Origin of the sequence: Maribellus maritimus, assembly GCF_022267315.1 — a bacterium.
Lineage (GTDB): Bacteria > Bacteroidota > Bacteroidia > Bacteroidales > Prolixibacteraceae > Draconibacterium > Draconibacterium maritimum.
Genome location: NZ_JAIKLE010000010.1, coordinates 1 through 25,345 on the forward strand (window position 1 = coordinate 1; position 25,345 = coordinate 25,345).

The window sequence follows — 25,345 nt, forward strand, 5'->3', positions numbered from 1 at the left end:
TCCAGAAATCCAGAAGCTTCTTTTACCATTAAATCCGGAAAATAATCGCCGGGGTAAAAAATTTCTTCTCCGTTGCGATATAAATCATGCCGGTTGGGGCCGTTCCAGTAAAAAAAGTGCGAATAATTATCGATGCAACCAACAAAATGGCCAAAGGAATAATCAAAACCCTGGGCATTGGGTTGCTTATCTTTAGCATGCCCCAAATGCCATTTTCCGATGTGTGCAGTTTTGTATCCGGCATCTTTAAACATTTCGGCAATCGTGTACTGGCTACCTGGCATTCCGGCTTCCAGGCTGCGCGGACTTACATTTCCCGGTACGCCTGCACGCTGTGGTGTTTTTCCCGTGAGTAAGCCGGCTCTTGAAGGAGAACAAATGGGAGCGCCGTAAAACTGAGTAAATTTAATGCCGCTTTTTACCAGTTTATCCATATTGGGAGTGAGTAAATCCGTTGCACCAAAACAGTTTAAATCAATCGCACCCTGGTCATCGGTGTAAATTAGGATAACGTTAGGTTTGGAACTCGTTTCAGTTTCCGCACAATGTAGTTGATTGGAAAGAAAAAATACGATAGCTATAATAGTTGACCTTAGATAGATTTGTCTCATCATTTTTACTTTTGAGATTATTGGTTCTCCTGCTAATATAAAATATATCTATGGTTTGAACTCAACATCATTGTTTTTAAATGGAAATTCCTTTTCTTTTGAATCAAGAACTTTTTCAAACTTTTTTTTGATATTTTTCTCCTGATTTGTTGGTGAAACGATCGGATTTTTTTCATCCGGATCATTCATTGTATTGTAAAATTCACCGTTTTGATAAAGCTTATAGTATTCGTTCAAAACCCATCTATTGCTTTTAAATCTTCCCCATCTCGGGCTATAATGGATAAAAACTTCTTCCTTACTCGTCTTTCCATCTGTTTGGTTTATGACGCTAAAAAAACTTTTCCCATCCGTGTAATATGATGCAGGATTAAGTTTTGCCACATCTGCAATTGTTGGAAGAATATCAGTAAAATCAACCAGACCGCTAAATACCCTTCCTTTTTTTATTTTTGCAGGCCAGGAAACAAACAAGGGAACATGATTTCCCGTGTTTAAAGAGGAGCCTTTGCCACCTGTAACCTCCTTATCAACTGTTTCTGTTATAATTGAGGGATGTGTACCATTGTCGCCGGTAAAAATAACAATCGTATTATTCGCGATACCGGAATCTTTCAACTTATCTTCAATTTTTGAAACGACCTTATCTACGTAGCCGACCATATCATCAAAGTAGGCTGTACTTTTTTTATACCGATCCCCAAACTCGTTCCATTCAGGAGAATCCGGTGTTGGTACAAATGGATCGTGTACCAATACCATTGGGTAATACACAAAAAACGGGCGTTCCTTATTTTCATCAATAAAATCACAAATAAAGTCGCTAAAAATATCCGGCCCGTAAGCATCTTTTAATCCTTCTATCTCTTCTCCATTCCTTATGATCAAAGGATTGGCGTATCGTTCTCCTTCCGCGCCGGTTTTGTTTAATTGCCAAAGACAATATTCATCAAAACCAAAGTGTTGCGGCCTTGACAAATCCTGGTTCCCGGGCAAATCATGATAAATTCCATTTAGTTGCCATTTCCCGGCAATGCAAGTATTATATCCGGCATCTTTCAGATAATTCCCAAAGGTTTTCTGATCAGGGTTCAGATAACCAAAGTATTCATAATTTCGATAATTATACTTTCCTGTCATTATTTTAACCCTTGAAGGAGTACACAATGGTTGTGAAAAACAATTGGTAAAACGAATACCATTGTCTGCAAGCCGATCAAGGGTTGGGGTTGAATAATCCAAAGATCCATTGCAACCTAAACACTCGTATCCCATATCATCTGCCATAATAAGAATAATATTGGGAAGAGGATTTGATGCATCCTCTTTAATATCAACAATTTGCCCGCTGCTTAATTTACCCAATAAAATGAGAAGTCCTATTATTCCAATTCGAATTTTAAAATAGAAATTGCGCATAACACCTATAAATGATTCTGAGAATTGATGCAGATACTTCAAATTGCGGCACCTGCATCAATCTTTATTACGTACTAATATCCGGGATTTTGTTCCAAAACGGCACCCGTATTTTTTTCAATTTCACTGTAGGGTATCGGCCACAAATTTTGATGTTCTCCGTAAGTATTCCCAACAACCGGATTTGCCAATTTTGTTCGTTCAACCAATTTTCCTAAACGGGTTAACGTTAACAATCTGAATTCTTCAACATATAATTCTCTCATCCTTTCATCCAGGATATAGTCAATATCCACATCGGCAGAACTGACATCAGGCGCATTTGCCCTGCTTCTGACAACATTGATATCATCAGCGGCACTGCTTTTATCACCTTTCCCCAGGTATGCTTCCGCCCGTAATAGATAGGTTTCAGCCAATCTCATTTTATATTCATTCCTATATGTTTTTCCGGATGGTCCGGTGATAGAGGTTATTGAACCGGGTACAGTTTGATCCGCAATCCACAAATCATCTGGATGATCGCCCATGGAGGCAGCTTTTGCCGGTATGGGAAAGAAATTTCGCACTGTATCATTCCATGTTTTCAAAGGTATTGGTACATTATCTGCCATCACCCATTGCCCGTTATATTCTGAAGCCGGATTATTCACTTTAACATCACGAATTATGTTATACGAGGCATTTCTTATATCTTCCTGGTAACCACTTTCATCCCAAATGGTATGGTAAAAATATTCAGTAAGTCGGCATTTTCCTCCCGGACGCCCACCGTAATAAGTATTTGGAGTGGGAATTAGTTTTGCGTTAGTACCATCAGAGTTGGGAATTGTAACCTGCCAAATTCGGGGACAAAAATTGACTTCCAGCGGTACTCCCCCTGGTTCTCCGCCATCAATATTATACTCATACGGCAAAACCCACAAGGCTTCCGTATTGCCTGAAGAACGGTTTTGATTCCCTTTTCGAAACAAGTCCCAATATACATCTCCGCCCGATGCCCATGGCATATCAGGGTTAAACGCATCGTTTACACGTGTACCAAACCGTTCTGTCATTAATGTTGTAGCCGGACTATCAATTACTTTACTTGCAGCTTCAATTGCCCCATCCCATTGTTTTAAAGAAATATATACTTCGGATAATACCTGCCAGGCAACCAAATCACTGATTCTGTAATCATCCACCGATTCAATATCACTGAGATTTTCTGTGGCAAACAATAAATCAATAACACATTGCTGGTATACCTCATCTCTTGAAGCTCTTACATAATCTCTTTTGGGTTCTACAGTCTCCTGTAAAACAATCGGGACTCCTCCATATAAATCAGCCAGCATTTTGTGCATATAGCCCCGAAAGAAATAGGCTTCGCCCAGCACTTTATTTTTTTGTTCTTCAGTTAATTCATTCTCCTCTGACTGAGCCCTGCCAATAATAACGTTTGCATCATAAATGATCGCATAAGCGGGTCCCCAGAGCGCATTATACACAAAATCACTATTGGGGTTTAGCAAGGATGCAAAATCAGTATTTGCACCGGCATCATGATTATAAAAGACGAGATCGGTTGCCTGCATCATTACCCTGGGAGCTACCAGCGCATTTGCACTACCATAAAATTCATTTCTGAATTTTGTATATAATCCAATAACGGCAGCATTATAGTGTTCAAAAGTCACAAATGAATTTACGGGTGATAAAAAATCCAACGGCTTCTCTTCAAGAAAATCGTTTTCATTGCATGACATCAGGTTGAAAACAACAAGTAGCAATAAGAATTTTTTAACAGTATTCCGGTAATTTTTGATTAATTCAAAATATTTATTTTTCATAACGTTCAATTTTAAAAGGTTAGTTCAATTCCAAATGAATAACTCCTTGTTACCGGTCTTCCCCCCATAGTGATACCTTGACCTGTTTCAGGGTCCCAACCTGGCCATTTTGTGATAGTATAAAGATTTTTACCATTAAAATATAATTTCAAATTCTGGATCTCAATTCTCTTAAGAAACTCACTGTCAAAATTGTATGACAGCATTACATCCTGGAGGCGAATAAAGGTTCGGGGAATGTATGGTGACGCCTGAAGACCGGAAGGCACACTTATCAATAGTTTTTGATACTTGGCATTGGGATTTTCAGGCAACCAGTAATCCAGTCCACTCGGAAAAGTTCTGGTATATAACATCTGTGAATTAACTGCATTAAAACCAGTCATATTATCAGTACCTAAATAATAATTGTCATTCCCTACTACTGAATTGATAAAAAAAGTAAGTAACCAGTTTTTGTACTTTACTTTGTTATTCATCCCCAATCGAAATAAAGGATCCGTAGTTCCAATAATTTTTCTGTCGTCGGGAGTTATGGTTTCATCGTCATCCTGATTTATTATTTTATAACTACCTAAGGTTGCGGTAGACGGAATATCATCATCCATTTGCCATAAACTGCCATCTGTTTCATAAGTGTATATCGCATTTAGTGACTCCCCAATAAACAATCCCTCTGAAACTAAATCATCTTCAACCCCATCTCCATTATCATCTCTCCCAAGCAATTCTTTAAGTTCATTTCGGTTCATAGAAAAGGTTACTGAGCTTTCCCAACGAAAAGTTTGATTGCTTACATTAATGCTTGACAAGGACATTTCAAATCCATGATTTGCCAGTTTACCCAGGTTATCAGGGAAAGTTTCATACCTCGAAATGCCGGGAATATCGACGTTGTACAAAAGGTCTTCCGTATTGCTGCTATAATACTCAACTGCTCCAAAAAGTCTTTGATTCAAGATTGCAAAATCAATCCCAAAGTTTATTCCCGTTGTTGTTTCCCATTTCAAATTTGGACTGGCAAGTTTGTTTATGGCTTGTTTATATAAAGATGTACCATTCTCATCAAGATACCCAAATGTACCTGCCACCCGGGCTAATGTTTGGTAACGACCTATTGTTCTGTTACCATTTGAACCATACGAGACCCGAACTTTTAACAAATCCAACCAGGGCAATTCTTCTTTCAGGAAAGATTCTTCTGAAGCAACCCAGGCGAATGACATGGACGGGAAGACACCAAATTTGTTATCCGTACTAAATCCTGAGAATCCGTCTCTTCTTATCGTTCCTGTGAAAAGATATTTATTATCGTAACCATAAAAAACACGTCCCATTGAATAAACACTTTGTTCCTCCCAGGCTTGTGTTGTAACCGACTGTAATTCTGACGAACCTGATTGCAGGCTGTTGTATCCCAATACATCCGTTATGAAAGATTTTGATGCCCCTTCAGTTGCGGAATACGCTCTTTTTTCATACCCCTGCACCAAAGTTATATCAACCTTATGCTTTCGGTTAAAAACATTTTTATAGGAAAGAATATTGTCGTTGGCCCAGTTATTAAATATTTCGTGACGTTTACTGCCGGAGCCCTGAAAACTATTACCGTAAATTTTAAAAATATAATAGTTCTCTATCCGATAGTTTCGGTTATAATTGGTTTTAAACGATAATCCCTTAATAAAAGGTAGTTTTATATCGGCATACACATTCCCAAATAAGTTCATCTTTTTGTCAAAATCATCTGTGTCTTTTAAATAAAGGGGATTTATATCCAATCCATTTGCATTTTCCACATACGAGCCATCTTCTTTAAATGCCGGCGAGTAGGGTGTTTGTTTAAAAATCTCTGAGGGGCTCAAATCGTATCCAGAGTAATCGCTGGCAGTCATAAACGACTGGATGCCAACATCAAGCCATGAAGTGACTGAATTATCAATATTTATTCTCGTATTCCATCTGCTATAGTTTTCATTTATCATGTATCCTGCTTCTTCGGAAAAACCTGCTGAGATAAAATATCCACTTCGGTTTGTTCTGTTCGATATTGAAAGATTGTAGCCTTGAGAAGCCATCCTGTCGTTCGTTAATAAATCTTTCCAATCGGTTGTTTGCCCATTGTTATAAGCATCAACCTGCTCGTTTGTTCTAAATTCCGAAGTGGGGTTATAATCCAGATTTGGTTCCAGATAACCAGATTCTTCCGTTCTGCTATTAAACAAATCTGCATTAGCCATCCTCGTCATAAACTCCTCAGGGCTTTCAAGTTTAAAGTCTTTTGCCGGTTCGTTAAATGAATAAAATGAGCTAAAATTAATTGTCGGCTTTCCTTCCGTATTCTCTCCATCATTGGTGGTAATTATAACAACTCCGTTACTGGCCTGTGAGCCATATATAGCGGCAGAGCTTGCATCTTTTAAAACATCTACCGATTTAATATCATTGGGATTGATATCATTCAAACTTCCTCTGAAAATCACGCCATCTACAACAATTAAAGGAGTTCCCTGACCGGAGATCGAGGTTCTCCCCCTAATTGAGAAATCGGGTTCTTCGCCCGCCTGACTCACCTGCCCGACATTTAACCCGGGCAGCGATCCCCGCAATGACTGAAGCACTGAAATATTAGGCCGCTGTTTAATCGTTTCATTATTTGCTCTCATTACAGAGCCTGTTAGATCACTTTTTCGCATCGTACCGTAACCAACGGCTACAACTTCTTCAATACCGATAGCATCGGCTTCCATAACCAAGTCAATATTTGTTTGGTCACCAATGGCAAGTTCCTGTGTTATCATGCCCACAAATGAAAACTGTATGGTTGCACCTGCCGGAACATTTATCAGATTATATTCTCCCTCTTCATTTGTAACCGTTCCCTGAGTAGTACCTTTTACCACAACTGTTACTCCGGGGAGAGGTAAGCCCGAGGAATCGGTCACCTTCCCCGAAATCGTCTTCTGTTCAATAAACTCACTGTCAATCCTGTTTTTATTCGATGCCTCTCCTCCCGATTTAATTAAGATCAGATTATTTTCGGTGATTGAATATTCTACCTCCCTTTTTTTGAATATCTCGTCCAGAATATGCTCAACACTTTCATTTTTAAACTGAACGTTAACTTTTGTGTTTAAATCAACTTTTTCATTTTGGTAAATAAAACGGAATTCTGACATGGATTCAATCTTCTGAAGGACTTCCTTTATCGTAGTCTCCTGCATGCTTAATGACAGTTTTGTCGTCTGCGAATAGACGGAGGCAGACACATGCATTATTGAAATCAAGATTATTACAGTTGCTAGTTTCATTGCCAGTAAAATTTTTTTCAGAACCGGATCCAACCAGCTCCTGTTCTCATAATTTTTTTTCATAAGTTTGTAATACATTTAAATTTATAACTTTCTAATGTTGGTAGCATTAGATTGAAAATTTGAATAACGGGGAATGTGCGACCATTTCCCGTTTTTTAATTTTTAACGGTTATTTTTTCATAAGCACTTCACTTTTTTTCAGAGACCACAATATTTCTGCCTTCAATTTTATATTCTATTTCGCTAATTCCATCCAATGCTTCAAATACATCATAAATTGTTTTCTCCCAAAGAGTTCCTGTATAATGAATCCTTTCAGCCATTTCTTTTTCGGCAAATTTTATCTCTACATCATACCATCTTTCCAAAATTCTACAAACTTCCGCCATTGACATGTTGTCCATGTACAACCTCTTTTCCATCCAACTTAAATTACGAGATGGCGCTTCTTCCAAATAAGATAATTCTCCTGTTTTTTTTGAAAAGGAAGCAATCTCCCCTGGCGCCAAAATCAATTTTTCTCCTTTCGAATCCTGCAATTCCACTTTCCCTTCAGTTAAAGTGGTTTTTATGATAGCGTCATCAGGGTATGCAGACAGATTAAATTTTGTACCCAGCACTTTAAGTGTCAATCCGTTTTGCAGCTGAACGACAAAAGGTTTTCTGTTTTTTTCAACTTCAAAATATCCTTCACCAGTAAATTGAACACTTCGAATCTTTTTATGTCTGTCATATCGGTAGGCTAATTCTGAACCGGCATTTAACTTCACGATAGTGCCGTCAGGCAAGGTTGCTTCTGAACGACTACCCAACTCGGTTACCAGTTGTAAAGGTTCTTCTGTATTTCCGGAAACCCAGTAGAAATAGAAAGAGAAACCAAACAAAATAAGGAAAAAAGCTGCAGCTGCGGATAACAAAGAAATTTTATAACGTTCAGAAATTATTGATCGCTTTTTAATGCTTGAATCTACTTTTTCCCAGGCCTTAGAGGAGCTAAATTTATTTCTTTGGGCAAGCTCACTTACTCCATCCCAAATTCGGGTATATTCAAATAAATCCTGTTTGTTTTCAGCCGATGTTTCCGCCCATGTCTGAAGCACCGGATCGGTAATTTCAGCATCACTATTATCTTGTAAATGCTCAACAATATGTTTTCCTATATTTTTTTCCTCATCCATTTATTCACCGTTACATTAAAAACTTTGATTCTCATTTTTTCAAAAGCAAACACCTCCCGATTGTATCGTTTACTATAACGACACATCAAATAGAAAAAGGTCCTATCCGGAATTTTCTTTTTTTCTTACATTAAAAAAAATGTTAGCGGGCACTTTTGACATCCATGCAGGACTTCAAATATTTGAGCGATTTCCAAACCTGATTTTTAATCGTTTTAACCGAAATATTTAATTTCCCGGCAATTTCTTTTTGTTTTAATCCCTCATAACGATGCAGTAGAAATACTTCTTTTGAACGTTCGGGCAGTTGATTGACGCACTCCTCCAATTTTTGAAGAAATTCTTCCTGTGTTGAATATTCTTCATCTGAAAAATCCATCAACGACATTTTCTCCATGGCATTTTTGCGGTTGGTTTCTGAACGCAAATAGTTAAATGCACTGTGTTTCGCAGCTTTGAACAAATAATTTTCAATGTTTTTATGAATGGTTATCCTTTTCCTATCAGTCCAAAACTTCACAAAAAGATTCTGAACAATGTCTTCAGCGGCTGATGAATCATCAATTATAGAACTTACATAAGAACACAACGACCTGTAATACTGAAAAAACAAACGATTAAAACTCTGATAATCGCCCTGTTTAATCCTTGAAACGAGTATTTTGTTTACGTCAGTCATCCGTTTATTGCAGTGCAATATTAATCAAAATAGGTAATGTTTCGAAAGTCGAACTTTTCTGAATTAATTTTATACTCTCAGTTAGAGGCTTCTTATTTTGTAGTATCTTTTACTTTCTTTTGTAATTTTGAGATTGAACGTAAAACCGATTGGCAACAGACTTTAACAAAAAAACCATTGATAAACCGAACAAAAACCCGAGAAATGAAACGAAAATGAAACGGCACCTCAACATATTCTTTTTTTTTTGCGCTGCTGATATTCGTAATTATAACCGGTTGCGGCAATCACTCTTCGCAGCAGCTTTCAAGGGCAGCTCCCGGGGAGAAAGGATTTTCTTCAGAAAAACTGGATACATTGGCTGCTTTCCTCAAAAAAAGCGACGCCTCCTCCATGCTTCTTTTGGTTGATGGAGCTGTAATTTTTGACTGGGGAAACACGCGGAAAAAGCACCTCATCCATTCCATGCGTAAATGCCTGCTAAATTCACTTATCGGGATTGCTGTTTCCGACGGAAAAATTGACACTTCGCAAACATTGCGTGAGTTGGACATTCAGGATATCGGACCGCGATTATCGGAACACGAATTAAATGCCCGTGTGGCCGATTTACTAAAATCACGTTCCGGTGTATTTCACAATGCAGCGGCAGTGTCGCAGGGGATGTTAAAAGAGATGCCTGCCCGCGAGAGTTATTCCCCCGGAGAACATTATTATTACAACAACTGGGATTTTAACACCCTGGGGGCCATCCTCGAACAACAAACCGGAAAAAGCATTTACGAACTTTTTCACACCCAGATTGCCCAACCTCTGGGCATGCGCGACTATAAAGGCAAATACACCACCATCGACGGAGAATCAAAAGAGTTTGTCGCCATGCCCAAAACAGATGGATTTTACCAGTTTGAAAAAAGTAAATCAAAATATCCGGCTTACCATTTCAGAATGTCGAGCCGCGATTTAGCGCTTTACGGACAACTGTATTTAAACAACGGTAAATGGAACGGCAGGCAAATTATTCCAAAAACGTGGATTGAAGCCAGCACCCGCCCCTACTCCATCTATAATAAAAAATACCATCTGGCCTACGGGATGTTATGGAGAATCCGCCTCACCGAGGATAATAAGCTAAGAGCATTTTTTCACACCGGAGTTGGCATTCACATGTTGGCTGTTTATCCAGAAGAGAAAATGGTTTTGGTGCACCGTGTGGATACCGAAAATGAATATCATTATAACGGGAATGACATTTATCGAATGCTCGATTTGGTGTTTGATGCAAAGTTGAAATAACATTCATGGAACTTTACAACAAAAACAGCGAAAAATAGCAGGAACTGATGTGGTACTTATCCTTTCTCTGTTTTTGATTTTAAACCAATGTCAATATTTTTTTAGCTTTTTATTTTTTTATCAGCAAGAAAATGTACCTTTGCAGCGCATGAGAAAAAACGCAACACATTCTTCACGACTATTGAGGTCGGTTTAACAGACAGGTCTATTTATCCGGGAATTTCCGAAAATTATTCGGGAACCGATAGTACCTGTCGCACTTTTCATTTCGCGCAATTACAGTCTGTATAAAACAGGCAATAATTGATGCGTATTTTTATTTCAAATCATTACATATTTTTTACGGTGGAATTTAAAGCAGTAGACGTATTGCTAAATACATTTTAATATCATTCCTGCAATCTATTTAGGAGAGCTTCTGCTTTTGATACCTTCAAATTTGCACGAAAGGTGCATAAAATAACAAATACAAAAAATGAAATTACGAGATATCCAAATCAGAGAAACCGACTCAAACGATTTTAATTCCATAATGACTGTAGAAGAACGCGCATTTGGGTACGACAAAGAAGCCCAACTTACCGCTGCTCTTTTACAAGACAAAACAGCGACTCCAATTCTGTCGCTGCTGGCATTTTACAAAAATGAACCAGTTGGTCATATTCTGTTTACCAGGGTTTATATAAACCACAGAGGAACACAGCCTTTGCTCCACATATTGGCTCCGCTGGCCGTAATCCCGGAATACCAGAAACAAGGAGTTGGCGGCATACTGATTCAGGAAGGCCTGAAGAGCTTGAAGAAAATGGGGTCGGAAATGGTATTTGTTTTAGGACACATGGATTATTATCCGAAACATGGTTTTACCCCTGATGCAGCAAAACAGGGGTATTCAGCACCATATCCTATCCCTGAAGAATTTGCCAATGCCTGGATGGTTCAGTCTCTGAGTTCTGAAGGATTTACATCAGAAAAAGGAAAAATAATTTGTTCCGATGAGCTAAATAAACCGGAACATTGGCGCGAGTAATTAACGTATAAATTGAACAATCATGAATACAACAATAAAAAATACAGACAAAAACGAATATTTTCAAACCGAAAACATAACCAGGGAAGCGTTCTGGAATTTGTATGCTCCGGGATGTACAGAACATCTGGTGCTTCACCAGCTCCGGGAAAGCAACAGTTATATAAAAGAACTGGATTTTATTGCCGTAAGTGAAAAGCAAGTCATCGGACACATTCTTTCCACAAAAGCTTGTGTAATCGACAATCAAAACCACAAACATGAGGTTTTATGTGTCGGACCTTTTTCGGTTTTACCTGAATTTCAAGGTCAGGGTATTGGAAGTCAATTAATAAACTTCTCCATTTTACGGGCCAAAGAAATGGAATTCAGCGGAATAATTTTGTTTGGAAATCCGGACTACTACCATCGTTTTGGATTTAGAAATGCACAGGAATTCAACATCACAACCAAAGATTTTCAAAATTTTGAACCTTTTATGGCTCTGGAAATCTGTAAAAAAGGATTGAACAAAATAAGCGGCCGTTTTTTCGAAGACGAAGCTTTTTTTACAAAGGATGAAGATCTGATAAGTTTTGAAAAACAATTTCCTTTTAAAGAAAAAGGAAAAGCAAAAGTGAATATCAATCATTAAAAAAACAACACAGCGGAACAATAGAATTGTCTTTATCCGCTGTGTTAAAAATAAAAACACCATGAATTTAAAAGAATTAGGATATACTACCCGATTGCAGGAATACAGAAGGGCAAACCAATTGGAGGATTTTCAATTGGGGCGCGTAATTGCAGAACACAAAGAAAGATACGTCGTGCAAACCTCGGAAAAGACATTCAATGCTGAGATAACAGGTAACCTGCGCTTCTCAGCACAAGGCCGTGAAGATTTCCCGGCAGTAGGCGACTGGGTTGCCTTGCTAACTTACGACGCAGATGCAGCCATTATTCATAAGATACTTCCGCGTTTTTCGATGCTCACGCGACAGGCAGTGGGCAAATATGGCGAAATACAAATTATTGCGGCCAACATCGACGTGGCTTTTATTGTGCAGGCAGTTGATCGCGACTTTAATCTGAACCGGATGGAACGTTATTTATCGCTTTGTAATCATTCAGATATCCAACCGGTTATTTTACTTTCAAAAACTGATTTGGCTGACAAAATGCAGCTGGAAGAAACCATTATAAAAATTCAAAAAAGGGTAAAAAACACTCCGGTTTTGCCGCTAAGTAGTGAAACGAAAGATGGTTACGAACAGTTAGAACAGTTTTTTGAGCCATTCAAAACCTACTGTTTTTTAGGTTCTTCGGGAGTTGGAAAATCAACCGTTGTCAATCATTTGGCCGGAAGTGAGGTTCTAAAAACAAGTGCCATCAGCTCTTCCACCCAAAAAGGGCGGCACACTACCAGCCACCGGGAATTGATTGTTTTGCCCAATAAAAGTATTGTTATCGATACTCCGGGAATGCGCGAAATCGGACTGACTGATAACGCCGACGGAATTGAATTAACTTATGATGAAATATCAGAACTGGCCAAACAATGTCGTTTTAACGACTGTAGTCACACCTCTGAAAAAGGTTGTGCCGTTTTACGCGCAGTGGAAGATGAAATGATTTCGGAAGCGATGTTGGAAAATTACAAAAAACTGTTGCGCGAGCAGCTTCATTTTTCGAGTTCAGTAAAAGAAAAAAGGCAAAAAAGCAAGGAGAGAGGCAAGATGATCAAAGCCATTCTGAATGAAAAAAAACGGGATAAATTTTATGACTAAGCCGCCAAAACCTCTTTCAAAGAGTGTGTTCAAAGTCTGCATTATGTAATCCTGAATTTAATTCAGCTGTGTCTGGTTAAAGTCAGGAGTAATGGGCTAAAGCCTCTTTCCATATAAATTAAACTAACCCCGGCACTAATGCCGGGGTTAGTATTGTCCCGGCCAAACCAAAGCTTGTTTCAGAATCATCAAAACAGTAATTATCAGGCTACTTATATTTTGAGATGAATACGAAATAACGACGTATTGAAATCTTTGGGATGTAACCTTTTTTCTATTTGCGAAAAATTTTAACTGATATTTTTTACAAACAAAACCAAAGATAGGATGTTGTATTTTTGGGCAGGAAAACTATAAACTGAAGCTTTTAATGAGATTTCCACAGGATTTTTACCAACATTTGGAAACGCATACCTTAACCGGAGTAAAAGGAGGAACAGAGAGAGAGACTTTTTTAAACATCTGGTTTATTACTGTTGAAGGGCGCATTTTTGCCCGTTCGTGGAACAAAAGTAAACGAAGCTGGTTTACTGCTTTTCAGGAAACCGGAACCGGCGAAATAAAATACGGCGAAAAAATGATGCGCGTCTCCGGGAAAAAGATTTCTGCAAACAAAGAACTAACCCTTAAAATTAACGAGGCTTACCTAAAAAGATATTCGCAGCCGGAAAACATTTTCTATGCTGAAGGAATTATCCAACCTGAATATGAAAATTATACGATGGAATTCTTTTTTGAGAAAGAAATACAGACATAATTTTTAACCATACAGGAAAACAATGAAATTCAAATTACTGATTATCTTATCCTTTTTATTTTCAATCACTCAGGCTCAAAATAATGAATTAAAGTGGCTCGATTTAATGTTGAGCAATTATAACTATCCGTACCCGGTAAAATATATTCAGCTCGATATTCAGCAGCAACATCTGAAAATGGCTTACATGGATGTAAAACCGGACAATTACAATGGGAAAAACATCGTATTGATGCACGGTAAAAATTTCAACGGAGCCTATTGGGAAACTACTGCAAAAACATTAGCAGCAGAAGGTTTCCGGGTAATCATGCCCGACCAGATTGGTTTTGGAAAATCATCGAAACCGGAGAATTTCCAATATACATTTCAGCAATTGGCGGAAAATACAAAACAATTGCTCGATACGCTGGGAATTACAAAAACAGCGGTTTTGGGCCACTCAATGGGTGGAATGCTGGCAACACGTTTTACGCTGATGTACCCGGAAACTGTAGAAAAATTCATTTTGGAGAATCCAATCGGTCTGGAAGACTGGAAACTTGTAGTTCCATACAAAAACGTCAACTGGTGGTATAAAAATGAACTGGGAAAAACCTATGATAAAATTAAAAGCTATCAGTTGGAAAGTTATTACGATGGAAAATGGAAACCGGAATATGATGAGTGGGTAAACTTGCTGGCCGGCTGGACACTTAATTCTGATTACAAACGAATTGCGTGGAATGCAGCACTCACTTACGATATGATTTTTACCCAACCTGTGGTTTATGAGTTCAAAAATATAAAATGCCCTGCTTTGCTGATTATCGGAACACGCGACCGGACAGCGCTAGGGAAACCGCTGGTGAGCGATAAAGTCCGCAAAACAATGGGACGTTACGACCAATTAGGAAAAGAAACACAAAAGAAAATCCCCGATGCAAAACTGGTTGAGATTGAAAATATCGGGCATTTACCACATATCGAAAGTTTTGAGCAGTTTATCATTCCACTTGTCGATTTTCTGAACAATTAAATTATATAGATATCCCATCGGTAAAAAACATTATAACAAAAACAAAATACCGTTTAACAATGTCCGACTTTCAACCTAAACAGAACAATTTGCCCTGAAAGTCTTTTGAATAAGTAAAAATTTTAATACTTTTCCACTGATTACAAACCTTAATAAAAACTAACATAACCATTCAAAGTCTACCAGAATATGGCAAATGAAATTTCCTGGAACAACTCAAACATTATCGTCCGTTTTAATGGCATTGTAAGTGCTGATGAGATTATGAGCGTAAATGATTTAATCTATGGCGACTCCCGATTTGACTCGATGGATTATCAAATTTTTGATTACAGTAAAGTTGAAAAAATGGCGATGAACGAGATTGATACCGAAGTGATTGGGACTTTGGATAAAACAGCCTCAATGTGGAACAGGAAATTAAAAGTAGCAGTGGTGTCTACCAATGGTTTTATTGATAACTTAACCCAGACCTATAAAAAGACAATTTCAGATACCGCCTGGGAAGTCAGATCATTTTCTTCTATTAAAGATGCATTACAATGGTGTGAGGAAGAGTAAAAAGTATTCTCCGGCTCCACCTTAGAAGGCAGCTAAAAATCAATATATAAAACTACTTCCTCCCAGAAACTCACGCAACAACGACGTAGGAGGAATCTCCTCATCGTCGATAGGTTTAAAATAAGAAAGAAATTTTAACAAGCGGGTGGATTCAATGTACTCCCGTTGGTTTTCAAGTACCATTTTTAACAGCGGGTCAGCATATTTTTTTAACACTGCTAGTTCATATAAAGTTGCCGAATTAAACATAATATCAGCATTCTCCTGGTAAGGGAAGATATTTTTGTCTTCTCCCCTGCGTACCGACGGCCAGCGTTTAATCGTTTCCGAAGCCGGGTAACTCCGGTACTTGCTGTCGCGAATTATTCGGCGAATCAAACGATTGTCGGCGGTTGATATGTGGGTATGTTCATCAAACGAAATTTGTGTTAAAGCAGAGATAAATATTTTAAAGGTATTTTTCTTATCAATGTGAGGAAGTAAATTTGGATTCATTCCGTGTATCCCTTCAATAATCAAAATATCGCTTTTGTTCAATTTTAGCCTGTCGCCATTCATGTATCGTTTCCCGCGATTAAAATCAAATTTTGGAAGTTGAATTTCCCTTCCTTCAAAAAGCTCAATCAACTGTTGATTAAAAAATTCCACATCAATCGCTTCCAACGCTTCGAAATCATAATTCCCATGTTCATCCAGTGGTGTTTTTTCCCGGTCAACAAAATAATTATCCAGTGAAATCTGATAGGGATGCATTCCGTTGACTGCCAGTTGAACACCCAAACGTTTGCTAAAAGTAGTTTTTCCAGAAGCAGAAGGCCCGGCTATTAAAACCACCTTAATATCGCCATTCCGTTCATGAATCAGGTTAGCAATTTCGGCTATTCTTTTTTCATGCAAAGCCTCTGATATTTTAATGATGTCCCCACCTCTTTTATTCAATGTAAAATCATTAAGATGGCTGATTGTTGAAACATTTAGTATTTCAGCCCAATCTTTATGTTCCTGGTAAATACCAAAAAGCTTGTCCAGTTTTTCCAGTTTATACAGTTGGTTGAAATCGGCAGGTGTAGGTATTTGCAGTAATAATCCTTCAAAATAGGGAACGAGCCCAAAGTTTGAAATATATCCGGTAGAAGGAAGCAAGTGACCATAAAAATAGTTTCCAAGATCGCCCAAAAAATATAAACTTGTAAAAAGATGTCCCTGTTGTTCAAACAAATGGGCCTTATCTTGCAGCCCCTGCTTTATAAGCAAATCAACCACTTCCTCCGTCAGCATTCCCTTTTTTATAAAAGGAATATCCTGAGCAATCAAACGGTTGATTTCCTGCCTGATCTCAAAAATATCGGCATCGGTAATCATCCGCTCCAAACCATTCAATTCACAATAATATCCGTTTGAAATGCCTTTCTGAATGCGTAGCTCAACATGTGGAAATACTTCTTTAACTGCCGCATACAAAACAAAAATGAGGCTGCGAATGTACATCCGTATTCCATCGGGATGGGAAACATCAATAAATTCCACCTTTTTCGTTTTTACCACGCAAAACGAAAGTTCTTTTACCTGGTGGTTTACAATCGCTCCGCAAACTGTATTTTTGGTTCTTATATGTAAATCTTTGCTGATTTCGAATAATGATGTTCCCATCGGATAGGAATGCCCGGATCCGGTGTTTTCACAAAAAATATGTACTTGTTTCATTCTGCTGTCTGTTTTCAAAAGGAGTATAAAAGTATAAAAATAAGTTGGGAGTTTGAAGATTGGGAATTCTTAATGAGCGGGTGACTTTTTTACTTGCGAGAGTCACCTGCAAATTAAACCATACTTTGAAGTACAAAGACAAAGAATGCTCCGGACGTCCTTCTATTTTCCGGTGCCGTTCAGCTCCTCTTTCAAATATTTTGCGGTAAACGACTTTTTGTTTTTGATGATTTCTTCGGGAGTACCCGTGCATAAAATTTGTCCGCCGTTTTTGCCGCCTTCCGGTCCTATATCGATAATGTGATCAGCCACTTTTATCACATCCATGTTGTGTTCAATAACAATCACGGTATTTCCTTTTTCAACCAGTTTATTCAGTACTTCCAACAACACACGAATATCTTCAAAATGAAGTCCGGTTGTAGGTTCATCCAGAATATAAATGGTTTTACCGGTATCGCGTTTGGCCAGTTCCGAAGCCAGTTTTACACGTTGCGATTCACCTCCCGAGAGTGTAGTTGACGACTGCCCCAGTGTAATATACCCGAGACCAACCTCTTTTAATGTTTTTAATTTATTGGAAATAGAAGGAATATTTTCAAAAAACTCTACGCCCTGGTTTATCGTCATATCCAGTACGTCGCTAATGGATTTCCCTTTATAACGAACTTCCAGTGTTTCGCGATTGTAACGTTTGCCGTTGCATTTATCACAGTGCACATACACATCGGGGAGGAAATTCATTTCAATAAGTTTTAGTCCGCCCCCCTGGCACTCCTCACAACGACCGCCTTTTACGTTAAAAGAAAAACGCCCCGGTTTGTAGGCTCTGATTTTTGCTTCTGGAAGCTGGGCAAACAGATTCCGAATATCTGAAAACACTCCGGTATAGGTTACCGGGTTTGAACGTGGTGTACGTCCGATGGGGGATTGATCTACGCGAATAACCTTGTCAATCAGTTCCAGTCCTTCCACTTTCCTGTAAGGAAGCGGATCTTCCAGCGATTTATAAAAATGCTGGCTTAAAATGGGCTGTAAGGTTGCATTTATCAATGTTGATTTTCCACTACCTGAAACACCTGTTACACAAATAAATCTCCCGAGCGGAATTTCCAGGTTTACATTTTTCAGGTTGTTTCCGGAACAACCTTTTATCTTTAACATTTCCGACTTTCCATTCCTGCGTTTGGCGGGCACAGGAATCTGTCTGCGATCATTCAAATAATCGGATGTTAATGTTTTTGCTTTTAACACATCAACCGGTTTTCCTGCTGCAACCACTTCCCCTCCGTGTCGTCCGGCATGTGGTCCCATGTCGATAAGGTGGTCGGCATGAAGCATCGTTTCTTTGTCGTGCTCCACTACAATCACTGAGTTTCCGGTATCTCGCAACTGTTCCAGAGCCTGAATCAATTTAAGGTTATCGCGGTGATGCAGTCCAATGCTGGGTTCATCAAGAATATACAACACATTCACCAACTGAGAGCCAATTTGCGTAGCCAGCCGGATACGTTGTGATTCACCGCCCGACAGGGTTCGCGCTGTACGGTCGAGCGAAAGATAATCGAGCCCCACACCAAGCATAAACCCTAACCGGTCGCGAATTTCTTTGATTACTTCGGTTGCTATTTTTTGTTGACGATCGGAAAGACGTTCTTCCAAACCTAAAAACCATTCACCCAATTCTTTTAAATCCAAACGGGCAAGTTCCGAGATATTTTTCCCGTCGATTTTAAAATGCAGCGACTCCTTTTTTAGCCGCATTCCCCCGCACTCAGGACAAACCGTTGTTTTTACAAACTGGCTGGCCCATTTCTGTGCGGTTTTCGATGGGTTGTCTTCCCGCTGGCTATCGATGTATTTCACCACTCCTTCATAACTCATCATATAATTCATACTGGAGCCAAGTGGTGTATTTTTTAGTTGAATGCGTTCATTGGTTCCAAACAAAACCGCATTTAATCCTTCTTCCGAAATATCTTTTACTGGTGTTTTCAGCGTAAAATCGTATTTTTCGCCCAAGGCTTCGATCTGCCAGAAAATGAGTGAATTTTTGTATGGTCCCAGCGGGGCAATCCCTCCTTTTCCAATACTTTTATTTTTATCAGGAACAATTTTATCAATGTCGATTTCGGTAACACGTCCCAAGCCGTTGCATTTTGGGCAGGCACCCTGCGGCGAGTTAAACGAAAAATTATGCGGAGCCGGTTCTGCGTACGAAATCCCTGTGGTAGGACACATCAGCAAACGGCTGTAATATTTGGCTTCTCCGGTTTCATGGTCAAGAATCATTAAAATTCCATGGCCATGTTTCATCGCAGTCTGTACCGTTTCTTTTAATCGTTTATCGCCGGCATCGTTTACCACCAGCTTGTCGATAACAATTTCGATAAAGTGATTTTTATAACGGTCAACACGATGGTTATGCTTCAGCTCGGTTACTTCTCCATCAATGCGGGCATACAAAAATCCTTTCCGAAGTATTTGTTCAAACAGTTCCCTGTAATGCCCTTTCCGGCCTTTTACAACTGGTGCAAGTATATGAATACGCTTTCCTTTAAAATCGCTTTTTATAAGTTGAAGTATTTTTTCGTCGGTGTATTTCACCATTTTTTCGCCGGTATTGTAGGAAAATGCTTCACCGGCACGGGCATACAACAGTCGCAGAAAGTCGTATATTTCCGTAACCGTTCCCACTGTTGAACGGGGATTCCGTGTGGTAACTTTCTGTTCGATAGAGATTACGGGGCTCAAACCGGTAATTTTATCCACATCCGGGCGTTCCATATTCCCCAGGAAAGACCGTGCATACGCTGAAAAAGTCTCGATGTAACGACGCTGGCCTTCTGCATAAATGGTGTCAAAGGCAAGAGACGATTTTCCGCTTCCGCTTAAGCCGGTAATTACGGTTAGTTTATTTCTTGGGATATCAACACTAATATTCCTTAGGTTGTGGACTCGGGCACCATGCACCGATATAATTTCTTCCTCCTCAACAAAGTCCTTATACTCTTCTGTTTCTATTACTCTCGGATTAACCATAGAAAGATTTACTGTTTCAACTACAATTTTAAGATCTGTTCCTCATGTATGTGCAAATTCAACTCCGTTAAATCAAAAATTTAAAAATTCCACAACACAACTCAAACATGCATTTTCTGCTTCATCTCACATCAGAAACTAATTTTGTTGGTGCAGTTGCGAATATTCATTTTTTATAAATTAGTTAATCAAACGTTCTTTTGTAATGCACATCGAAACAATTATCCTAACTTTCAACTTTTTCCAGCACCGGAATTTCGATCACATATTTTTTTGCACCCGGATTTTTTAAATAAGTCTGGCGAAGCCAGGGATTAAAATCCTTAAGCAATTTATAATTGATTCCCTGCTCTTTGGCAAAATCGGCAAAATCTTCCACTGTGCCATTGATTTCGACACTGCGGGTAGTTATCACCGGGTATTTTTCGTCTTCCGAAATATAAAAATTATATAACTCAGGATTTTCCATAATGAGTTTTAAAGCAGCAATCCGGAACACATATCTCCCGGTTTCTTCCACCAACAGCAAATCGAAGTACGATTCATTTTTCTGGCGTAAAATCTGTCGTGCCATTCCTGTTGGTCCAGCATTATAGGCCGCGGCCACCATGGTCCAGCTTTGGTACTTTTGGTAGGCCTTTAACAAATAATCGCAGGCTGCATAAGTTGCTTTTTCTACATGATAACGTTCGTCAACCTCACTGTTTACTAGCAAACCATACTCCTGGGCAGTTCCTTTTAGAAACTGCCAAAAACCTACAGCACCAGCCGGTGATACCGCACGGGGATTTAAACCGCTTTCTGCAACTGCCAGATATTTAAAATCTTCAGGTACGCCTTTTTCCTTCAAAATGGGTTCTATAATTGAAAAATAACGCGGTGCAAGTTTGATGTACCGCATGGTTTGCGAGTGAAAATAGGCATTGGAAAGTAACTCCCTGTCAAGTGCTTCCTTAACATCAAAACGATTGAGAGGCAGCCACTCACCCGCAAAAGCAACCGAATCGGGTATAAAGGGCGAGCGGTATTCTGTATGTTTTACCACTACCACCTCCTCTGGGTCTTTATCGGTTGCCGAACTAAAAACTACAATTACAAAAACTACTCCTGCCACCAGAATTACCGGCAGAATAATCCTCCACCACAATTTCATTTTCAACTCCTTTTTAATTGATTTTTGAATCCGCTAAAATACATTTTTCGTTGTTGCATTACAACTCCAACAAACGGAAATTCATTTGGTTGTAAAAAGATTTTTTGAGGCATTACCCTGATAAATTATCAACATACAGAACCACCTTTATTTTCGTTGTGAAAAGGCTTGTCGCTTTGAATTTAAATCGCTGTCCGAACCTTAAAACACGAGCAACATTCACGTTATAGCAGTTTTTGAGCCCAGCCTGTATTTTGAGCCAAAAAAAAGTTAGCTTTCATACAAAAAGAATAAGCAGCGAAGTTAATGTCATTTTGGCCTCAATGCTCACCCCGCACACAAAAATATCGTATGAATGGAGGCAAAACAGAAGCTGTCTAATTTTGTCTTCCATAATCCTTCACTATTTAAATCCAATATTTTCACCCTTAATTTTTATTAAATCTTTGTAAACATTTTTTAACAGAACTTACACCGGATAGCAACATTTCTTTCACATTTAAGGCTAACCTTTGCGGCCAAATGGAAATGGAAAAAAATGGGAAAAAGATATCTTATAAATAAGGCGTCAGACAATCGTTTAACCTTTTTGCTGACTTTATTTATTACCGGTAATTTTATCAGAAGTATCAAATGGAATAGATTGGTTTAAAAATGAAAAACGATACGACTTTAAAACCAGCTATTCCTAAATCAGGATAAACCCACACCCAACAACCTTCTAAAAAATAAACGATTGAAAGATATACATCTGTCAAAATGGTATTGATATGCCTCAAAAAAAGAAAACTTGAAAATTCACATTATAACCAAAATTTATTCGTGTATGAAAAAAATTCTATTCATTATTGGATTTTTAATTTGGGCATCGTTTTCGATGGCTCAAAATATTCAAATCAGCGGAAAAGTAACCGACGAATCCGGAGTCTCGCTTCCTGGCGTGGCAGTCATGGAAAAAGGAACAACCAATGGTTCAGTAACCAATCAGGACGGAATCTACCAAATCGCAACAGCATCAAACAGCACATTGATATTCTCGTTTATGGGTTACAACACAACAGAGGTTGCTGTTAAAAGTCAAAACCAAATCAATGTCGTTCTGGAAGAAAATGTTCGTGCAATTGATGAGGTAGTAGTTACGGCACTTGGAATCAGCCAGGAGAAAAAATCGCTGGGATACGCGACACAGGAAGTGGATGCCGAAGTCATTACCAGCGTTAATGCACCCAACATGGGAAACATGCTTAGCGGACAGGTTGCCGGACTTACAGTAAATACCAAAACCGGTATGTTTCAAAATCCGGAGTTTGAACTTCGGGGAAAATCTCCTTTAATTGTAGTGGATGAAATTCCCGTTGAAACCGATTTTTTTGATATCTCTGCAACCGATATTGAAAACATAGTTGTACTTAAAGGCCCTACTGCTTCCTCTCTTTATGGCTCCAGAGGGCGAAACGGTGCTATTCTTATCACTACAAAAAATGCAAAAAACGAAGGGCTTGAAATTACTGTTTCAAACTCCACGATGGTGTCAGCAGGCTATACAGTCTTCCCGGAAACCCAGACCGAATACGGAAACGGATCAAATGGCCAATATGAATTCTGGGACGGGCAGGATGGAGGTATCTCAGACGGCGATATGATTTGGGGACCAAAATTTTCTGATAATCTTGAAATACCGCAGTGGAACAGCCCGATTTATGATAATGTTACCGGTGAAACCATTCCCTGGTGGGGTGATGTTTCCGGAACGCAATACGACGACAAATCTCGATATTCCAGAGTTCCAATACCATGGGAATACCACAATAACCTCAAAGACTTTATGAGAACCGGTATCATTTCAACCACCAATTTCTCCATCGCATCAAAAAGTAAAAAGGCTTCAACACGGCTTTCGGGCTTTTATCAGTCAGAAAGAGGAAGAGTGCCAAACTCCAATCTTAAAACCGGCGGATTAACATTTAATGCTGCCTATAATTTAAGCGAAAACCTCACTCTTGACGCAAAACTTTCCTATAACAAAGTCTACTCGCCCAATTATCCGCGCTACGGATACGGCCCCAAAAACCACATGTATACCATTTTGATCTGGATGGGTGATGATGTTGACGGACAAGAGCTTCGTGAGCATTTTTATGTTCCAGGCCAGGAAGGATACCGCCAGGCCAACTACAACTATGCCTGGTACAACAATGTTTATTTTGCTGCTCACGAACTAAATCAAAAACACGACAGAAATACTGTAAACGGCCAAATCAAATTAAAATGGGATATCACTGATGAATTGAGTATCCAGGGACGATCTTCTGCGGTATTAAAACATCTTTTTGAAGACAGAGAAAGCCCAAAAACATATCTGAATTATGGGGACCCCAGGGAAGGTGATTACAAAACCTGGAACACCGACTGGTTAAACGTTGATAATGACCTGCTTCTTTCGTATAGCAATGATTTTTCCGAAAACTTCGGACTAAGTGCTAACGCCGGAGCTTCAATGTTTTACAGAAAATACCAACAGGAATATAATGCTACCGACGGACTTGTTGTTCCCTGGGTTTACAGTTTGAACAATTCTTTGGGAAATGTAAAAGCGTCAACCAACTATCAGGAAAGAGAAATCAGAAGTGTTTTCGGAACGGTAACAATGGACTTGATAAATTCGTTCTTCCTTACTCTGACGGCGCGAAACGACTGGTCTTCAACGCTGCCTGAGTCTAATAATTCATACTTTTATCCATCTGTTTCATTAAGTACACTTGTTTCAAACCTGATTGAATTACCTGAGACTTTTGACTACTTGAAACTATATGGATCCTGGGCTGAGGTTTCAAGCGATTTGTCTCCATATCAGACTTCATCTTACTACTCCAATGCAGGAATGTATAACGGAAGTTCAAAAGTAAGCTATCCGGAAACCATTGTAAACCCGAATATAAAACCCGAAAAATCAACTTCCTTTGAGCTGGGTCTTTCTTCTGTATTTTTCAAAAACAGGTTGAGTTTGGATCTCACCTATTACAACATTGTTGACGAAAACCAGATTATTGACCTTCCTACTTCGGAGGCCAGCGGTTTTAATTCAAGAAAAGTTAACGGTAACCAATATACGACCAATGGTTTTGAAGTAATGCTAAACGCAAATCCGGTTCGGAACAATAACTTTAGATGGGATGTTGGTCTGAACTGGACAACAAGTGTAAAAAAACTGACCGAAATTTACGGAGGAGCAGAAAAATACGGGAACTATTCGTTAAACGAACGTGTTGATAACTATTATTCCACCGGCTGGATGAAAACTGCCGATGGAGAATTAATCGTTTCAGAAGAAACAGGGTTACCGACAAGAGATCCTTATCCTCAAATGTTTGGGCATTTGGCTCCGAACTGGAGATTTGGATTGCAAAACCATTTTAAGTATAAAAAACTTTCGCTTGATGTTGACATCGACGGAGTTGTTGGAGGCGTAATCCGTTCTCTTTCTGTTGAAAAAATGTGGTGGGGTGGAAAACATCCAAATTCAACAAAATACCGCGATGAAGAATACGCAGCCGGACACGCGATATATGTTCCTGATGCGGTAAATGTTGTTAATGGCGAACTCACTACTGATACCGATGGAAATGTAATTTCTGACACTCGAGAATATAAAACAAATACCACCGCAGTAAGCTGGCAAACCTGGGCACAAAACTACCCGTATCGTGCGAAAGTTACTGAAGAAGAAAGCAAAACATTCGCCAATGTGTTTGACAGAAGTTATGTAAAACTCAGAAAAGTGGCTTTTAACTACGACCTGACCGATTTGATTGGCTCAAATGTGTTTAAAAAAGTTGAAGCTACTGCCTACGGATATAACCTGTTAATGTGGAAAAAAGCCCAGATTATCGATCCTGATTATGGGAATGATGATGATTTGCAGGATCCATCGACAAGATATCTTGGACTGGGATTAACCGTAACATTTTAATAAATCATT

Annotated in this window: 17 protein-coding genes; 8 read left to right on the top strand and 9 right to left on the bottom strand. The window is 38.9% G+C overall.

Annotated elements, in window-relative coordinates; all coding sequences use genetic code 11:
* From K5G00_RS10565 to K5G00_RS10590, 6 genes are all read right to left on the bottom strand, one after another.
* The coding region (locus K5G00_RS10565; RefSeq protein WP_238766130.1) for a sulfatase-like hydrolase/transferase at positions 1-614 on the bottom strand (614 nt) is incomplete at its 3' end.
* A 45-nt stretch (positions 615-659) separates the two neighbouring features.
* Entirely contained in the window at positions 660-2,030 is a 1,371-nt protein-coding gene (locus K5G00_RS10570) for a sulfatase-like hydrolase/transferase (RefSeq protein WP_238766131.1), read from the bottom strand.
* 74 nt (positions 2,031-2,104) lie between these two features.
* Positions 2,105-3,865 carry a RagB/SusD family nutrient uptake outer membrane protein gene (locus tag K5G00_RS10575; protein WP_238766132.1) on the bottom strand — a complete coding sequence of 587 codons (1,761 nt, stop codon included), beginning with the start codon at positions 3,863-3,865 and terminating at the stop codon, positions 2,105-2,107.
* An 11-nt stretch (positions 3,866-3,876) separates the two neighbouring features.
* Positions 3,877-7,239 carry a TonB-dependent receptor gene (locus K5G00_RS10580; RefSeq protein WP_238766133.1) on the bottom strand — a complete coding sequence of 1,121 codons (3,363 nt, stop codon included), beginning with the start codon at positions 7,237-7,239 and terminating at the stop codon, positions 3,877-3,879.
* Positions 7,240-7,367: 128 nt separating this feature from the next.
* A complete protein-coding gene (locus K5G00_RS10585; protein WP_238766134.1) occupies positions 7,368-8,357 on the bottom strand; it encodes a FecR family protein in 990 nt (329 codons plus the stop codon).
* A gap of 142 nt (positions 8,358-8,499) precedes the next feature.
* On the bottom strand, positions 8,500-9,036 hold the full coding sequence (locus K5G00_RS10590; protein WP_238766135.1) for an RNA polymerase sigma-70 factor: 537 nt from the start codon (positions 9,034-9,036) through the stop codon (positions 8,500-8,502).
* Positions 9,037-9,393: 357 nt separating this feature from the next.
* On the opposite strand from K5G00_RS10590, the gene K5G00_RS10595 reads away from it, so the two are divergent.
* From K5G00_RS10595 to K5G00_RS10625, 7 genes are all read left to right on the top strand, one after another.
* Positions 9,394-10,332: a serine hydrolase domain-containing protein gene (locus tag K5G00_RS10595; protein ID WP_238766136.1), complete on the top strand. Its 939-nt coding sequence runs from the start codon at positions 9,394-9,396 to the stop codon at positions 10,330-10,332.
* A 475-nt stretch (positions 10,333-10,807) separates the two neighbouring features.
* Positions 10,808-11,362, top strand: coding sequence for a GNAT family N-acetyltransferase (locus K5G00_RS10600; RefSeq protein WP_238766137.1), 555 nt, complete (start codon positions 10,808-10,810; stop codon positions 11,360-11,362).
* 22 nt (positions 11,363-11,384) lie between these two features.
* Entirely contained in the window at positions 11,385-11,996 is a 612-nt protein-coding gene (locus K5G00_RS10605) for a GNAT family N-acetyltransferase (RefSeq protein WP_238766138.1), read from the top strand.
* Between the two features lie 61 nt (positions 11,997-12,057).
* Positions 12,058-13,131, top strand: a complete 1,074-nt coding sequence (gene rsgA / locus K5G00_RS10610) for a ribosome small subunit-dependent GTPase A (RefSeq protein ID WP_238766139.1) — start codon at positions 12,058-12,060, stop codon at positions 13,129-13,131.
* A 370-nt stretch (positions 13,132-13,501) separates the two neighbouring features.
* Positions 13,502-13,888: a DUF2255 family protein gene (locus K5G00_RS10615; protein ID WP_238766140.1), complete on the top strand. Its 387-nt coding sequence runs from the start codon at positions 13,502-13,504 to the stop codon at positions 13,886-13,888.
* Between the two features lie 22 nt (positions 13,889-13,910).
* Positions 13,911-14,906: an alpha/beta fold hydrolase gene (locus K5G00_RS10620; protein ID WP_238766141.1), complete on the top strand. Its 996-nt coding sequence runs from the start codon at positions 13,911-13,913 to the stop codon at positions 14,904-14,906.
* A gap of 189 nt (positions 14,907-15,095) precedes the next feature.
* On the top strand, positions 15,096-15,467 hold the full coding sequence (locus K5G00_RS10625) for a hypothetical protein (RefSeq protein ID WP_238766142.1): 372 nt from the start codon (positions 15,096-15,098) through the stop codon (positions 15,465-15,467).
* Between the two features lie 39 nt (positions 15,468-15,506).
* On the opposite strand, the gene K5G00_RS10630 is transcribed toward K5G00_RS10625, so the two are convergent.
* The 3 genes from K5G00_RS10630 to K5G00_RS10640 all read right to left on the bottom strand — a co-directional run bounded on the left by K5G00_RS10630 (position 15,507) and on the right by K5G00_RS10640 (position 21,366).
* Positions 15,507-17,171 carry a nucleoside kinase gene (locus tag K5G00_RS10630; protein ID WP_238766143.1) on the bottom strand — a complete coding sequence of 555 codons (1,665 nt, stop codon included), beginning with the start codon at positions 17,169-17,171 and terminating at the stop codon, positions 15,507-15,509.
* 162 nt (positions 17,172-17,333) lie between these two features.
* Positions 17,334-20,213 (bottom strand): excinuclease ABC subunit UvrA, encoded by a 2,880-nt coding sequence (gene uvrA, locus K5G00_RS10635; protein ID WP_238766144.1) that lies wholly within the window; start codon positions 20,211-20,213, stop codon positions 17,334-17,336.
* A 226-nt stretch (positions 20,214-20,439) separates the two neighbouring features.
* The gene (locus tag K5G00_RS10640) at positions 20,440-21,366 is read right to left on the bottom strand and encodes a lytic transglycosylase domain-containing protein (RefSeq protein ID WP_238766145.1); all 927 of its coding nucleotides are present in this window, start codon (positions 21,364-21,366) and stop codon (positions 20,440-20,442) included.
* An 826-nt stretch (positions 21,367-22,192) separates the two neighbouring features.
* Between K5G00_RS10640 and K5G00_RS10645 the strand changes: the two genes are divergently transcribed.
* Positions 22,193-25,336 carry a SusC/RagA family TonB-linked outer membrane protein gene (locus tag K5G00_RS10645; protein WP_238766146.1) on the top strand — a complete coding sequence of 1,048 codons (3,144 nt, stop codon included), beginning with the start codon at positions 22,193-22,195 and terminating at the stop codon, positions 25,334-25,336.
* The last annotated feature ends 9 nt before the right edge of the window (positions 25,337-25,345 follow it).

Coding starts and splice junctions, on each gene's coding strand:
- K5G00_RS10580 (WP_238766133.1), bottom strand. CDS start 7,239: ATGAAAAAAAATTATGAGAACAGGAGCTGGTTGGATCCGGTTCTGAAA.
- K5G00_RS10625 (WP_238766142.1), top strand. CDS start 15,096: ATGGCAAATGAAATTTCCTGGAACAACTCAAACATTATCGTCCGTTTT.
- K5G00_RS10630 (WP_238766143.1), bottom strand. CDS start 17,171: ATGAAACAAGTACATATTTTTTGTGAAAACACCGGATCCGGGCATTCC.
- K5G00_RS10615 (WP_238766140.1), top strand. CDS start 13,502: ATGAGATTTCCACAGGATTTTTACCAACATTTGGAAACGCATACCTTA.
- K5G00_RS10570 (WP_238766131.1), bottom strand. CDS start 2,030: ATGCGCAATTTCTATTTTAAAATTCGAATTGGAATAATAGGACTTCTC.
- K5G00_RS10645 (WP_238766146.1), top strand. CDS start 22,193: ATGAAAAAAATTCTATTCATTATTGGATTTTTAATTTGGGCATCGTTT.
- K5G00_RS10600 (WP_238766137.1), top strand. CDS start 10,808: ATGAAATTACGAGATATCCAAATCAGAGAAACCGACTCAAACGATTTT.
- K5G00_RS10575 (WP_238766132.1), bottom strand. CDS start 3,865: ATGAAAAATAAATATTTTGAATTAATCAAAAATTACCGGAATACTGTT.
- K5G00_RS10640 (WP_238766145.1), bottom strand. CDS start 21,366: ATGAAATTGTGGTGGAGGATTATTCTGCCGGTAATTCTGGTGGCAGGA.
- K5G00_RS10585 (WP_238766134.1), bottom strand. CDS start 8,357: ATGGATGAGGAAAAAAATATAGGAAAACATATTGTTGAGCATTTACAA.
- uvrA (WP_238766144.1), bottom strand. CDS start 20,213: ATGGTTAATCCGAGAGTAATAGAAACAGAAGAGTATAAGGACTTTGTT.
- K5G00_RS10590 (WP_238766135.1), bottom strand. CDS start 9,036: ATGACTGACGTAAACAAAATACTCGTTTCAAGGATTAAACAGGGCGAT.
- rsgA (WP_238766139.1), top strand. CDS start 12,058: ATGAATTTAAAAGAATTAGGATATACTACCCGATTGCAGGAATACAGA.
- K5G00_RS10620 (WP_238766141.1), top strand. CDS start 13,911: ATGAAATTCAAATTACTGATTATCTTATCCTTTTTATTTTCAATCACT.
- K5G00_RS10605 (WP_238766138.1), top strand. CDS start 11,385: ATGAATACAACAATAAAAAATACAGACAAAAACGAATATTTTCAAACC.